Raw genomic sequence first — 13,635 nt, forward strand, 5'->3', positions numbered from 1 at the left:
CTCAGGGTGCGGTGGGGCCGGACGCCGGATCGGCTGCTCCGGACGGGTGGTCCGGTCCTGATTCTGCCACCCGCTCCAGTTCGTGGCTCAGCTCGTCCAGCTCGGAGCCGCCCGCCATCTGCCGGGTGAGCTCGTCCAGGGTGATCGAGTCGCGGGTGTGGCTGCCGGCCATGGTGCCGCGTTTGAGCAGCACGAACCGGTCCCCGACCAGGTAGGCGTGGTGCGGGTTGTGGGTGATGAGGACCACGCCGAGACCCGCGTCACGGGCTGCGGCGACGTACTTGAGGACCACGCCGGACTGCTTCACGCCGAGGGCGGCGGTGGGCTCGTCGAGTACGAGGACCTTCGCGCCGAAGTAGACGGCGCGGGCGATGGCCACGCACTGCCGCTCACCGCCGGACAGGGTGCCGATCGGCTGGTCGACGTCGCGCAGGTCGATGCCCATGCGCAGCAGCTCGGCGCGGGTGGTCTCGCGCATGAACCCCACGTCGAGGCGGCGGAAGGGGCCGCGGCCCCTGGTGGGCTCGGAGCCGAGGAAGAAGTTCCGCCAGACGGGCATGAGCGGGACGACGGCCAGGTCCTGGTAGACGGTGGCGATGCCGTGGTCGAGGGCGGCGCGCGGGTTGGCGAGCGCCGTCTCCTCGCCCTCGATCTCGAAGCTGCCGGCGTCGTGCCGGTGCAGCCCCGCGATGATCTTGATGAGGGTGGACTTGCCGGCGCCGTTGTCGCCCAGGACACAGGTGATCTCGCCGGCGTGGACCTCCAGGGAGACCCCCTGGAGCGCGCGGATGTTGCCGTAGTACTTGCTGATGTCGGTCATCTTCACGAGCGCCGGCGCGGGGGTCTTCCCGTAGGCGGTCGTGGGCACGGTCTCGGTCATCACTTCGCCTCCGCCCGCTTGCGGACCCATGCGTTGAGCAGCGTGGCCAGCAGGAGCATCGCGCCGAGGAAGAACTTGAACCAGTCCGGGTTCCACTGGGCGTAGACGATGCCGTTGCTGGTCATGCCGAAGATGAAGGCGCCGACGGCCGAGCCGATGGCGGAGCCGTAGCCGCCGGTCATCAGGCAGCCGCCGATGACGGCCGCGATGATGTACAGGAACTCGTTGCCCACGCCCTCGCCCGACTGGACCACGTCGAACGAGAAGAGGATGTGCTGCCCGGAGATCCAGGCGCACAGGGCGACGCCCATGTAGAGGCCGATACGGGTCTTGACGACCGGGACGCCCGTCGCGCGGGCCGCGTCCGCCCCGCCGCCGACCGCGAAGATCCAGTTCCCGGCGCGGGTGCGCAGCAGGATCCAGGTGGCCACGGCGACGATGGCCAGCCACCACAGGATGGTGACCTTGAGGGTGACCGAGCCGATGTTCCACTGTGAGGCGAAGAGGGCCCGCGCGGAGGAGAAGCCCTCCATGTCGGCGATGGTCTTGGTGGAGACCGAACCGCTGATCAGCTTGGTGAAGCCGAGGTTCAGGCCGGTCAGCATCAGGAAGGTGCCGAGCGTGATGATGAAGCTGGGCAGCTTGGTGCGGGTCAGCATGAACCCGTTGAAGAAGCCGATGGCCAGCGTGACCAGCAGGGACACCGCGACGCCGACCCAGACGTTGGCCGTCATCTGGTAGCTGAACATCGAGCTCACCAGCGCGGAGGTCGTGACCATGACACCGGCGGAGAGGTCGAACTCGCCGCCGATCATCAGCAGGGCCACCGGAGCGGCCATGATCCCGATGGTGGAGGCCGAGTACAGGACCGTGCTGAGGCTGGAGGCCTGCAGGAAGCTGGGCGCGGCGATGCAGAAGAAGACGAAGACGGCGGCGGCGCCGACCACGGAGCCCAGCTCCGGGCGGGCGAGCAGCTTGCGCACGACGGACGTCGGTGCCAGCCGCTCGTCGACGGCGGCGTGCGTGCTCATCGGCTGCCCCGCTTGATGAACTCCTCCAGCTTGGCGGCCTCGTCGGCCGTCACGATCTGCGGTCCGGTGAGTACGGGGCGGCCGCCGCCGAGCACGTTCGCGTTGTAGCGGTACAGCCAGAGCAGGTCGATGGCCTCGTAGCCCTGGAGGTAGGGCTGCTGGTCGACGGCGAAACCGAGGGCGCCGGACTTGAGGTCGCGGGCGACGGACGCGTTGAGGTCGAAGGTGTCGACCTCCGCCTTGCTGCCCGCCGCGTCCTTCGCCTTGATCGCGGTCGGGGCGAAGGGGGCCCCGAGGGTGACGATCGCGTCGACGGACGGATCGGCCTGGAGCTTCGCCTGGACGGCCGCCTGGACGGAGGGCATGTTGGTGCCCTCGACGTACAGGTTCTCCATGACCCCGCCGAAGGTCTTCTTCGCCCCGGCGCAGCGCTGCTCGTGGCCGACGTTGCCCTGCTCGTGCAGGACGCACACCGCCTTCTTCTTGCCGCGCTTGGTCAGCTCGGTGCCGACCGCCTCGCCGGCGATCGTCTCGTCCTGCCCGATGTGGGTGAGGGCGCCGTACTCGGCGGACTGCGCGGATCCGGAGTTGACCGTGATCACCGGGATGCCGGCCTTGACGGCCTTGCCGATGACGTCCTTGAGCGCCTCGGGCTTGGCCAGGCTCACCACGATCCCGTCGACCTTCTGGTCGATGGCGTTCTGCACGAACTGGGCCTGCTGCTGTGCCTGGTCGTCGTGGGCGTAGACGAAGTTGATGTTGTCCTTCGCCGCGGCCTCCTTGGCGCCCTTCTGGACGATGTCCCAGAAGGTGTCGCCATCGCCCGCGTGGGTGACCATCGCGAAGGTCCAGCGCGGGGTGGACACGGCGGGCCGGCCCGCCTGGGCGGCCTTCGCCCGGTCCTCGGCACGCTTGCCGCCCGTACTGCTGCAGCCCACGAGGGAGGCTCCCAGTACCGTCGCGAGCACGGCGCCCACGACGCGTACCCCTGTCCGAACCCTAGCCACGTCTGCGTGCCCTTCCCTCGTCCTGCATGCTGCTGATGTCAAAGCGGTCATTCCGGTTCCAGCCGCTCAGTATCCGCCACAGTGGACCATGTGCGGTCATCGGGGCCTTCGAGGCCATCTGGGCCATCCGGGTACTGTCGGGCAGATTGACAGCTCCCCCTGACGGGGTCAGTTTGAGTGCATGCGCATCGGGGTGATCGGAACGGGCCGGATCGGCTCCTTCCACGCGGCGGCACTGGCCCGCCACCCGGACGCCGGCTCGCTGCTGCTCGCCGACGCCGATCCCGCGCGGGCGGCGCGCATCGCCGACCGGCTCGGGGCGACCGCCGCGCCCTCCGTGGAACAGGTCTTCAAGTGGGGTGTGGACGCCGTGGTGGTCGCCACCGCCACCGACGGGCACGCGGAGCTGGTCCTGCGGGCGATCCGCGGCGGACTCCCGGTGTTCTGCGAGAAGCCCCTGGCCACCGACCTCGCCCGGACGCTGACCGTACTGCGCGAGGTCACCGCCGCCAACGGGGTGCTCCAGCTGGGCTTCATGCGCCGCTTCGACGCGGGCTGCCTCACCGCGCGCGAGCTGGTGCGCTCCGGAGCCCTGGGCCGGCTGCACACCGTACGGACGATGACCGCCGACCCGGCGCCGCCGCCCGCCGCGTACCTGGCGACGTCCGGAGGCCTGTACCGGGACTGCCTGGTGCACGACTTCGACATGGTCCGCTGGGTCACCGGGCACGAGGTGACGGAGGTCTACGCGAGCGGCTCCGACGCGGGTCCGGCGATGTTCCGGGAGATCGGCGACGTGGACACCGCCGTCGCCCTGCTCACTCTGGACGACGGGACCCTGGCCACCTGTACGGGCACCCGGTGCAACGGCGCCGGGTACGACGTGCGGATGGAGCTGGCCGGGGAGCTCGACCAGGTCTCCTCCGGGCTGGACGACCGTACGCCGATCGCCTCGACCGAACCGCAGGGCCCGCCCCCGGCGAGCAAACCGTGGACGGGGTTCCTGGAGCGGTTCGCCCCCGCGTACGAGGCGGAGCTGGCGGCCTTCGTCCGGCTGGTGCGCGGCGAGGGCCCCAATCCGTGCGACGGCCGGGAGGCGCTTGCCGCGCTGCGGATCGCGGAGGCCTGCGAGCGCTCGCGCCGGGAGCACCGCCCGGTGCGGATGGAGGAGCTCCCGGACCTGTAGGGGCCGCGGGGACGGGTGCGGTACGGGGTCTGCCACGGGCGGCGGCTACCAGCGCACCGGCAGTCGGGTCACGCCCCGGATCAGGCTGCCCCCGATGTACGTCGGCGCCTCCTCGGCCGGGTCCTCGGCGAGGTCCGGGAAGCGCTCCAGCAGGCCGCGGATCGCGATGCGGCCCTCCATGCGGGCCAGCGGGGCGCCGATGCAGAAGTGCAGTCCGTGCCCGAAGGCGAGGTGGCCCTGCGGGGCGCGCCGGATGTCGAAGGTGTCGGGGGCCTCGTACCGCACGGGGTCGCGGTCCGCGCCGGCCAGCGAGACGAGGACGGTGGCTCCGGCCGGGACGGCGGTGCCGCCTATCTCCATGTCCTCGCGGGCGTAGCGGTAGGTGGTGTTCTGCACCGGGCCGTCGTAGCGGAGCATCTCCTCGATCGCGCCGTCGAGGAGGCCGTCGTAGTCGGCGCGCAGGGCGGACAGCTGGTCCGGGTGGGCCAGCAGGGCGCGCGTGCCGTTGGAGATCAGGTTGACGGTGGTCTCGTGGCCGGCGATCAGCAGCAGGAAGGCCATGCCGATCAGCTCGTCGGGCGACAGGGCGTCGCCGTCCTCGTCGCGGGTCCGGATGAGGGCGCTGAGCAGGTCCTCGCCGGGCTCCTTGGCCTTGGCCTCGACGAGCTCCGCGAGGTAGTCGCCGAGCTTCCGGTGCGCGTCGGTGCTCGGGGTGACGGAGGTGGGTGCGAGGACTTCCTTGGACCAGTGGCTGAAGCGCTCGCGGTCCAGGTCGGGGACGCCGAGGAGTTCGCCGATGACGGTCATGGGCAGCGGGAAGGCCAGGGCCTTGATCAGGTCGGCGGTGCGCTGCGGGCGGTCGGCCATCGCGTCGAGCAGATCGTCGGTGATCTGCTGGACGCGGGGGCGCATCGCCTGCACCCGGCGGGCGGTGAACTCGCGGGCGACCAGGCGGCGCAGCCGGGTGTGGTGCGGCGGGTCCGCCTCCAGCATGTTGCTGTTGGCGGGGGTGGTCGCTACGCCCGGCAGGACTGCGCTGCTGATCCAGTTCTTCGACAGACCCGGGTGGTTGAGGGCGTGGCGGGCCTCTTCGTAGCCGACGACCAGGAAGGTCGGCGCGTACTCGGCGGCCGTGACCTCGACGTGGTGCACCGGTCCCGCCGCGCGCAGCCGGGCGTAGAAGGAGTAGGGGTCCGCGTGGAAGTCCGCGTCGTTCACGCTGATGTCCGGTTGTGGCATGCAGTCACATTAATGTGACCGCTCGGTGCTGGGACCATCGATTTCCGGTCACGCGCCGTGGCCGGACGGCGTCCGAGGTCATCCGGCCACGGCGCGGCGGCCCCAGGCGGTGCCGCCGAGGACGAGGGCGGCGCCCACGAGGCCGGCCGGGCCGAGGTGTTCGCCGCCGATGGCGATACCGGCCGCGGCCGCCCACAGGGGTTCGGTGCCGAGCAGCAGGCTGACCCGGGAGGGCGAGGAGCGGCGTACGGCCCACATCTGCACGAAGAAGGCGAAGAGCGTGCAGAAGAGGCAGAGGAACGCGAGCCCCGCCCATTCGGCGGCCCCGAAGCCGGCGGCGGTCGCCCAGGGGCTGTCGCCGGTGCCGGGCACGGCGGCCAGTACGGCGAAGACGAGGACGGCCCCGCCGAACTGAACGGTGGTCAGCGACAACGAGTCGGCTTCATGGACGGCCTTGATCCGCGCCATCAGCAGGACGTGCAGGGTCCGGGCGAGCGCCGCACCGAGGATGAGCAGGTCGCCGGCGCCCGGGACGGTGAACCCGGCGCCCTGGGTGAGCAGGACGACGCCGGCGACGGAGACCGCGGCTCCCGCGAGGAAGGCGCCCGAGGGGGCCCTGCGCCGTACGGCGGCCTCGGCGAGCGGGGTGAAGATCATGGTCAGGCTGATGATCAGCCCGGCATTGGTGGCGGAGGTGTGCACGACACCGTAGGTCTCCAGCAGGAAGATCCCGCCGAGTACGAGCCCGAGCAGGCCCGCGCCGCGCAACTGCCCGGCGGTGAGCGCCCGCAGCCGCTGCCACCCGGCGACGGCCAGCACGGGCAGCACGAGCGCGAACCGCAGCACGAGGACCGCGACCACCGTGTGGCCCGTGGTGATGCCCTTGGCGGCGAGGTAGCTGCCGCCCCAGACGACGGCGACGGCCAGGACGGGCAGATCGGCGAGCCAGGCCCGGTGGGGGGCGGCAGTGCGTGCAAGGAGGGCGGACGAGCTCACCGGGGACTCTCCATCGGCGTGAAGCGGGTGGAGACTTCGGCGGCTCCCTCGGGCGCGGCTCACCGTACCGGAGCCGATCACGGCGGTCGAGCGGTTTCCCCCGGGCCCGCCCGGGCCCCGGCCGGCGCCGACGGGATCAGTCGAACGTGGCGAAGGTGGCCCGGCCCGTCGGGCGGTAGGTGAGGATGGCGGCGCCGTTCGGCGTCGTGCGCGAGGCGGCCAGCTCGAAGGCCGTGGGCAGCCCGCCCGTCGGGAACAGCTTCCGCCCGGCGCCCAGGAAGACGGGGTACACCTCCAGGTTCAGCTCGTCCACGAGGTCCCGTGCCAGCAGCCACTGGGCCAGCTGCCCGCTGCCGTGCACCTGGAGCTCCCGGCTCCCCTCCAGCGCGTCCTTGATCCGCATGATCTCGCTCTGGAGCTGCTCCCCGTCGATGACGGTGGTCCCCGCCCAGGCCGGCTCCTTGAGCGTGGTCGAGGCCACGTACTTCGGCAGGCCGTTCAGCCGGCTCGCGATCGGGTCGGTGGGATCGGTCCTCTTCGGCCAGTAGGCGGCGAAGATGTCGTACGTCCGGCGGCCGAGCAGGAAGGCCCCCGCCCGGTCGAACAGCTCGGTGGTGAACGCACCCACGCCCTCGTCGTAGAACGGCACCATCCAGCCGCCGTACCCGAACCCGCTGCTGGGGTCCTCCTCCGGACCGCCGGGTGCCTGCATCACTCCGTCGAGGGTCACGAAGGTGGTGAGGGTCAGCTTGCCCATGGCTCTGCGCTCCTTGCGTCCGGTGTCTCCTGCACTGGTTTCTCCTGCACGGGTTCAGACTCCCGGCCGCCCCGGAAGTCATCGGGGCGGCGCGCGCGAACGCGAGGTCCGATTCCCGCCAGCGCCCGCCCCCCTCCCCCTATTTCATTGAATCCGCAACGACTTATCGGGCGAGAGCAGGGAGAAGGACCATGAGCACCAACGACGCGGCGGTGGCACTGGTGACCGGCGGCAGCCGCGGCATCGGGGCGGCCACCGCCCTGCGGCTGGCGCAGGACGGCATCGACGTCGCGCTCACCTACGTCAACGGTGCGGAGGCCGCGGCCGGGGTCGTGGGGGAGATCGAGGCGCTCGGCCGCCGCGCGCTGGCGGTCCGGGCCGACGCGGGCGACCCGGCGCAGGCGGTCGCCGCCGTGGAGGAGACGGTACGGGGCCTGGGGCGGATCGACGCCCTGGTCAACAACGCGGGCATCGGCGTACTCGGGCCGCTGGACGCCCTGACCCTGGCCGACGTGGACCGGGTGCTGGCGGTCAACGTGCGCGGGGCGTTCCTGACCACCCGGGCCGCGGCCGCACGGATGGGATCCGGCGGCCGGATCGTCACCATCGGCAGCTGCATGACCTCGCGGGTCCCCGGCCCGGGCGGCACCCTGTACGCGATGAGCAAGGCCGCGCTGGCCGGCCTGAACAAGGCGCTGGCGCGGGAGCTCGGCGGGCGCGGCATCACCGCGAACCTCGTGCACCCGGGGCCGGTGGACACGGACATGAACCCGGCGGACGGCCCCCACGCCGCCGCGCAGAGCGCACTGACGGCCCTCGGCCGTTTCGGCACCGCGCAGGAGGTGGCGGCCCTGGTGTCCTTCCTCGCGGGTCCGGACGCCGCCTATGTGACGGGCGCCGAGTTCGCGGTGGACGGCGGCCACGCGGCGTAGCCGCCGGACCCCCGGCGCGCGGACACGCCGACGGGGCGCACCGCTGCTGCGGTGCGCCCCGTCGGGCCGTGCGGGCCCCGGGGGTGTCGGCCCCCGGGGCAGTCACCGGGGCGGAATCAGCCGCCCAGCTCCTGGTTGCGGGCGCTCAGCGCGGCCGCGCCGGCCTCCGTCAGCGAGCCGTACAGGCGCAGGCGGGAGAAGCCGCCGTCCGGGAAGATGTCGATCCGCACGTGGGTGCCGACCGCCGGGGTGTCCAGGACGAAGCGGTGGTTGGTGTCGGGCTGCAGGCGGGTGCGCGGCAGGAACTCCGTCCACTCGCCCTCCTCGCCGGACTTGACGGACAGCGAGGCCCAGCCGGCCGAGTTGCCCTTCAGGTAGGCGGTGTCGATCTCGACGGCGCGGATCTCGGAGTCGGCCACCAGCTGGTAGCGGATCCAGTCGTTGCCGTTGTCGCGGCGGCGGGCGGTCTCCCAGCCGTCGTCCATCTTGCGGGAGCGGCCCGGGTTGATGGTGTTGGTCGGCGGGGAGTAGAAGCGGTTGGAGGCGTCCTGGACGGAGCCGCCGTTCTCCAGGGCGACGACGTCGAAGGAGCCGAGCGCGTCGAGCCACTTCGGGTCGGGCAGGACCTCGCCGTAGACGCGCAGGCGGGCGATGCCGCCGTCGGGGTGCTGGTTGACGCGCAGGTGCGTGAAGCGCTGCTCCACGTCCACCTCGAAGCCGTTGGCCGCGTGGCCGCCGACAGGGGTGCGCGGGACGATGGTCGTCCACTTCACGTCGTCGCCCTGGAGCTCCTCCGGGGTCGGCGCGAGGGCGCCCGCCCAGTTGGTGGCCTCGACGGAGACGGCCTGCGGCATGTTGCCGCGGAAGTGGGCGGTGTCGACGACGATGCCGCGGATGACGCCGGGGGCGCCCAGGCGTACGAGCGCCCAGTCGTGGTCCTCGGGGGTCGGCCAGGGCTGGGTGGCGGAGACGCCGCGGCGGCGGCGGGTCTCCCAGCCGTCCATGACCTTGCCCTTGTGGCCGAAGTCCTCGGGGTCGAAGTGCGCGGCCTCGGAGATCAGCAGGTTCTCGCGCTGGGCGAAGAACTCGTCGTTGGCGGCGATGACACCGGCGCCCAGCTCACGGGCGGCGAGGTTCGCGTACTGGGTGAAGGGGAAGTCCGCGGTGCGGTAGTCCGCGTACGGGTCGCCGCCTCCGTACGGGTTCGCGTTGCCGGTGAAGGATTCAATCGCCACTGGTCAGTTCTGCCTTTCGAGGAGGAGGCCCGTGGGCTCGGTCGGGGTGCCGTGGTCGGCGATCTGCGTACCGCGCAGCCAGGTGGACTTCACGACGCCGTGCAGGGTCTTGCCCGCGTACGCCGTGACCCGGTTGCGGTGGTGGAGTTCGGCCGGGTCCACGGTGAACGTTTCTTCGGGGGCGAGCACGGCGAAGTCGGCGTCGCGGCCGACCTCGATCGCGCCCTTCTGCGCCAGGCCGGCGAGGGCGGCCGGGGCCGCGGACATCCAGCGGACCACGTCCTCCAGGGTCCGGCCGCGGCGGCGCGCCTCGGTCCAGATGGCCGGCAGGCCCAGCTGGAGGGAGGAGATGCCGCCCCACGCGGTGGCGAAGTCGCTGGTCTTCAGGTCCGCGGTGGAGGGAGAGTGGTCGGAGACGATGCAGTCGATGGTGCCGTCGGCGAGCGCGTCCCACAGGAGGTCCTGGTTGGCGGCCTCGCGGATGGGCGGGCAGCACTTGAACTCGCTGGCGCCGTCGGGCACTTCCTCGGCCGTGAGGGTGAGGTAGTGCGGGCAGGACTCGACGGTGATCTTGACGCCCTCGGCCTTGGCGGCGGCGATCAGCGGCAGCGCGTCGGAGGAGGACAGGTGCAGTACGTGGACGCGCGCGTTCAGCCGCTTCGCCTGGGCGATCAGGTTGCCGATCGCGGTGTTCTCGGCATCGCGCGGGCGGGAAGCGAGGAAGTCCGCGTACTTGGGGCCGGGGACGACCGGGGCGGAGTCCAGGTGGTGCGGGTCCTCGGCGTGCACGATCATCAGGCCGCCGAAGCCGGTGATCTCGGCGAGGGAGGTGGCCAGCTGCTCCTGGTCGAGCTCGGGGAACTCGTCGACGCCGGAGGGCGACAGGAAGCACTTGAAGCCGTAGACGCCGGCGTCGTGCAGCGGCGCCAGGTCCTTGACGTTGTCCGGCAGGGCGCCGCCCCAGAAGCCGACGTCCACGTGCGCCTTGGTCCGGGCGACCTCCTGCTTGACGCGGAGGTGGTCGACCGTGGTGGTCGGCGGCAGGGAGTTCAGCGGCATGTCGAGGATCGTGGTGATGCCCCCGGCCGCGGCGGCGCGGGTGGCCGTCCAGAAGCCCTCCCACTCGGTGCGGCCCGGGTCGTTCACGTGCACGTGGGTGTCGACCAGGCCGGGGAGCAGGACGTCGTCGCCGAAGTCCTCGAGCCGGGCGCCGGCCGGTACCTCGGCGTCGTGCGGCAGTACGGCGACGATCTTCCCGGCGGCGACGGCGACCGTAGCGGCGCGCGTCCCCCCGGGGGTGATGACACGAGTCGAGCGCAGTACCAGTTCCACGTCGTCGGACACGCCGGAACCTCCCCATCTACTTCCACAGAGCGAAATTCAACGTTCTGTTGACGGAGTCTCGCCGCCGATCCGGAGCCAGTCAAGAGCGCCCGGACAGAGCACTGACACACCGGAGTCGCAATTGGATGTTTCCACAGGGTGGAATTAAGATTTCACTATCCAGAATGTAGCTATCACCACCGGGGGGCGGGCGGGTAACTTGTCGAGGACGTCCGCCACCCGGACAAACCCCCTCTGACCGGCGGGGACGGCTTCGACCCGGCTCTAGGGCCGACGCCGACCGACCGGTAGGCTGCTTCCTTGCCTGCCAGCACCGAAAGGACCGCGCCGTGCCGACGTCCAGCGCCAGCACCACCGACGCTTCCGCCAAGCCCACCGCCGCCAGCGGTGGCGTCCAGTCCCTTGAGCGCGCCTTCGATCTGCTCGAACGCATGGCCGATGCCGGGGGCGAGGTCGGCCTCAGCGAGCTCTCCACCGCCAGCGGTCTGCCGCTGCCGACCATCCACCGCCTCATGCGCACCCTCGTGGCATGCGGCTACGTCCGGCAGCAGCCCAATCGACGGTACTCCCTCGGCCCCCGGCTGATCCGCCTCGGCGAGTCCGCGTCGCGCCTGCTGGGGACCTGGGCCCGGCCGTACCTCGCCCGTCTGGTCGAGGAGACCGGCGAGACGGCGAACATGGCCCTGCTCGACGGGGACGAGATCGTCTACGTCGCCCAGGTGCCGTCCAAGCACTCCATGCGCATGTTCACCGAGGTCGGCCGCCGGGTGCTGCCGCACTCCACCGGTGTGGGCAAGGCGCTGCTCGCGTACACCCCCGCCGACGAGGTACGGGCCCTGCTGGCGCGCACCGGGATGCCGGCCGCGACCGAGAAGACCATCACCACGCCCGAGGGCTTCCTGGAGGCCCTGGAGCAGGTGCGCAAGGTGGGCTACGCGGTCGACGACAACGAGCAGGAGATAGGAGTCCGCTGCCTGGCCGTGTCGGTGCCGAACTCGCCGACCGCCGCCGCGATCTCCATCTCGGGTCCGGCCGGCCGGGTGACCGAGGCCGTGGCCGAGTCCTTCGTGCCGATCCTGCAGAACGTCGCGGCCGACCTGTCCGTGGCCCTGCAGAGCCAGAACCCCGCGTAGCCTCCGGCCCGGGCCCCGGCCCCCGTACGTACGCGAAGGCCCCGCCCCCTCCGGTGCGAGGGGGGCGGGGCCTTCGCGTGCGTACGGGCGCTCAGGCGGCCGGGACGGATTCCTCCGACGCCGCCTGCGTCAGGCGGCCGTCCGTCATCGTCGCCGTCCGGTCCATCCGCTCCAGGTGGGCGTGGTCGTGGGTGACGAGCACGGTCGCGGTGGAGCGCTCGCGGGTCAGGGTGACCAGCAGGTCGAGGACGGCCGCACCGCGCTCGTGGTCCAGGGCGCTCGTGGGCTCGTCGACCAGGAGCACGGCCGGCTCGTTCATCAGGGCGCGCGCGATGTTGATGCGCTGGCGCTGGCCGCCGGAGAGCTGGTGGGGGCGCTTGTCGGCCTTGTCGGCCAGGCCCACCGCGTCCAGCAGTTCCAGCGCCCGGCGGCGCAGTGTCCGCGACGGGCGGCCCGAGAGGTGCGCCATCACCTGGAGCTGCTCGGCGGCGGTGAGCGAGGCCAGCAGGTTCGGCTGCTGGAAGACGATGCCGATCTTCTCGCGGCGCAGGGCCGACTTCTCGGCCGCGCTCAGCCGCGCGGTGTCCTGGCCGGCCACCACCACCTGCCCGGAGTCCGGGGTGACCAGGGTGGCGGCGACCGCCAGCAGGCTGGACTTGCCGGAACCGGAGGGGCCGATCACCGCGGCCAGCGTGCCCGCGGGCACCTCCAGCCGGACCCGGTCGAGGGCGGTGAGCCTGCCCTCGCCGTCCGGATAGGTGAGCGTCACGTCGTGCACGAGGAGGGTCATCGGGCGCTCCCTAGGGCGGTCAGGGGGTCGACGGCGGTGATCCGCCGGATGGACAGGGCCGCACCCAGTGCACCGAGCACGATCATGATCGCGGCGGGCACCAGCACGGTCGCGGTGTCGAGGACGAAGGGCACGTCGCCCCCGCTGATCAACGCGCCGATCCCGGCGGCGAGCGCCGTACCGAGACCGGTGCCGATCGCGAGCATGACCACGGCCTGGCCGAGCGCGTCCCCCAGCAGGTACGGGGTGGAGGCGCCCAGCGCCTTCAGCACGGCGACGTCCCCGCTGCGCTGGATCGTCCAGACGGTGAAGAAGGCCCCTATGACCAGGGCCGAGATGACGAAGAGGAAGCCGCGCATCAGCTGGAGCGAGCCGTTCTCGGCCTGGTAGGACCCTATGGCGCCGAGGGCCTCGTCGACGGTCTGGGCCTTGGTGGCGGCGGCCTTGTCGCCGGCGGCGAGGTCGGCGGAGCCGGAGGTGTCGAGCGCGATCACGGTGGCGAGGGTGTCGATGGAGGTGCCGGGGTTGCCGATGCGCTGCCAGTCGCCCAGGTCCATCCAGACGACCGGGGTGTGGCTGTACGCGGCGGTGCCGGAGACCGCGGCCACGGTCAGCTCGAGCGGGCCGATCTTCACCTTGCCGCCGGCGGCGAGGCCGCCGAGCTCCCTCGCGGCCTTCTCGGTGAGGACCACCTGCCCCTGGGCGAGGCCGCTGCCGCGCGGCGGGAGGGGGCCGGCCGGGTCGACGCCGAACACCGAGACTGCGGCGGTGCGCTCACCCGCCGCCGCGTTGGTGGTGCGGATGCCGAGCGGCTGCGCCGTCTTCACGCCGGGCTGCGTGCGCCAGGCCTGCCAGGCCTTCTCGGGCACCTGGGAGTTGGTGAAGGACACCTTCTGGTCCCCCGTCGGCGCGGCGAAGGCCAGGTGGGTGGCGGGCAGGCCGGTGACGGCCGAGATGTTCTCCCGGGCCAGGCCGGCGGTGAGCCCGGACAGCAGGCCGACCAGCAGCGTGATCAGCAGTACGACCGAGCCCATGAGGGCGAAGCGGCCCTTGGCGAACCGTAGATCTCTCCATGCGACGAACATGATCCCCACCCTGGTCGTCG

At 71.9% G+C, this 13,635-nt stretch carries 13 protein-coding genes; 3 read left to right on the forward strand and 10 right to left on the reverse strand.

What is annotated here, in order from left to right:
* Position 1: 1 nt before the first annotated feature.
* Genes ACFYXK_RS26880 through ACFYXK_RS26890 form a run of 3 tightly spaced genes read right to left on the reverse strand, consistent with a single transcriptional unit; the run spans position 2 to position 2,888 of the window.
* On the reverse strand, positions 2 to 880 hold the full coding sequence (locus tag ACFYXK_RS26880) for an ATP-binding cassette domain-containing protein (RefSeq protein ID WP_389413441.1): 879 nt from the start codon (positions 878 to 880) through the stop codon (positions 2 to 4).
* Positions 880 to 1,911, reverse strand: coding sequence for an ABC transporter permease (locus ACFYXK_RS26885; protein WP_383510037.1), 1,032 nt, complete (start codon positions 1,909 to 1,911; stop codon positions 880 to 882). The genes ACFYXK_RS26880 and ACFYXK_RS26885 overlap by 1 nt, the downstream gene beginning before the upstream one ends.
* Positions 1,908 to 2,888, reverse strand: coding sequence for a sugar ABC transporter substrate-binding protein (locus ACFYXK_RS26890; RefSeq protein WP_383510034.1), 981 nt, complete (start codon positions 2,886 to 2,888; stop codon positions 1,908 to 1,910). The genes ACFYXK_RS26885 and ACFYXK_RS26890 overlap by 4 nt, the downstream gene beginning before the upstream one ends.
* Before the next feature lie 211 nt (positions 2,889 to 3,099).
* On the opposite strand from ACFYXK_RS26890, the gene ACFYXK_RS26895 reads away from it, so the two are divergent.
* On the forward strand, positions 3,100 to 4,104 hold the full coding sequence (locus ACFYXK_RS26895; RefSeq protein ID WP_389413442.1) for a Gfo/Idh/MocA family oxidoreductase: 1,005 nt from the start codon (positions 3,100 to 3,102) through the stop codon (positions 4,102 to 4,104).
* Between the two features lie 45 nt (positions 4,105 to 4,149).
* Here the strand turns inward: ACFYXK_RS26895 and ACFYXK_RS26900 are convergent, their stop codons facing one another.
* The 3 genes from ACFYXK_RS26900 to ACFYXK_RS26910 form a co-directional block, all read right to left on the reverse strand.
* A complete protein-coding gene (locus ACFYXK_RS26900; RefSeq protein ID WP_389413443.1) occupies positions 4,150 to 5,343 on the reverse strand; it encodes a cytochrome P450 in 1,194 nt (397 codons plus the stop codon).
* A gap of 78 nt (positions 5,344 to 5,421) precedes the next feature.
* Positions 5,422 to 6,339: a DMT family transporter gene (locus ACFYXK_RS26905; RefSeq protein WP_389413444.1), complete on the reverse strand. Its 918-nt coding sequence runs from the start codon at positions 6,337 to 6,339 to the stop codon at positions 5,422 to 5,424.
* Between the two features lie 136 nt (positions 6,340 to 6,475).
* On the reverse strand, positions 6,476 to 7,096 hold the full coding sequence (locus tag ACFYXK_RS26910; protein WP_389413445.1) for a dihydrofolate reductase family protein: 621 nt from the start codon (positions 7,094 to 7,096) through the stop codon (positions 6,476 to 6,478).
* 191 nt (positions 7,097 to 7,287) lie between these two features.
* Here ACFYXK_RS26910 and ACFYXK_RS26915 point away from each other — a divergent pair, with 191 nt between their 5' ends.
* Positions 7,288 to 8,028: an SDR family oxidoreductase gene (locus tag ACFYXK_RS26915; RefSeq protein ID WP_389413446.1), complete on the forward strand. Its 741-nt coding sequence runs from the start codon at positions 7,288 to 7,290 to the stop codon at positions 8,026 to 8,028.
* Between the two features lie 116 nt (positions 8,029 to 8,144).
* Here ACFYXK_RS26915 and alc read toward each other — a convergent pair whose 3' ends face one another.
* Entirely contained in the window at positions 8,145 to 9,263 is a 1,119-nt protein-coding gene (gene alc / locus ACFYXK_RS26920) for an allantoicase (RefSeq protein WP_389413447.1), read from the reverse strand.
* A 3-nt stretch (positions 9,264 to 9,266) separates the two neighbouring features.
* Positions 9,267 to 10,607: an allantoinase AllB gene (allB, locus tag ACFYXK_RS26925; protein ID WP_389413448.1), complete on the reverse strand. Its 1,341-nt coding sequence runs from the start codon at positions 10,605 to 10,607 to the stop codon at positions 9,267 to 9,269.
* A gap of 329 nt (positions 10,608 to 10,936) precedes the next feature.
* On the opposite strand from allB, the gene ACFYXK_RS26930 reads away from it, so the two are divergent.
* Positions 10,937 to 11,740: an IclR family transcriptional regulator gene (locus ACFYXK_RS26930; RefSeq protein ID WP_266662288.1), complete on the forward strand. Its 804-nt coding sequence runs from the start codon at positions 10,937 to 10,939 to the stop codon at positions 11,738 to 11,740.
* Positions 11,741 to 11,831: 91 nt separating this feature from the next.
* Here ACFYXK_RS26930 and ACFYXK_RS26935 read toward each other — a convergent pair whose 3' ends face one another.
* Positions 11,832 to 12,530: an ABC transporter ATP-binding protein gene (locus ACFYXK_RS26935; RefSeq protein ID WP_389413449.1), complete on the reverse strand. Its 699-nt coding sequence runs from the start codon at positions 12,528 to 12,530 to the stop codon at positions 11,832 to 11,834.
* Positions 12,527 to 13,615 (reverse strand): ABC transporter permease, encoded by a 1,089-nt coding sequence (locus ACFYXK_RS26940; RefSeq protein ID WP_389413450.1) that lies wholly within the window; start codon positions 13,613 to 13,615, stop codon positions 12,527 to 12,529. The genes ACFYXK_RS26935 and ACFYXK_RS26940 overlap by 4 nt, the downstream gene beginning before the upstream one ends.
* Between the last annotated feature and the right edge of the window lie 20 nt (positions 13,616 to 13,635).

The sequence above is a fragment of the Streptomyces sp. NPDC002209 genome (assembly GCF_042890265.1).
Taxonomy (GTDB): Bacteria; Actinomycetota; Actinomycetes; order Streptomycetales; family Streptomycetaceae; genus Streptomyces.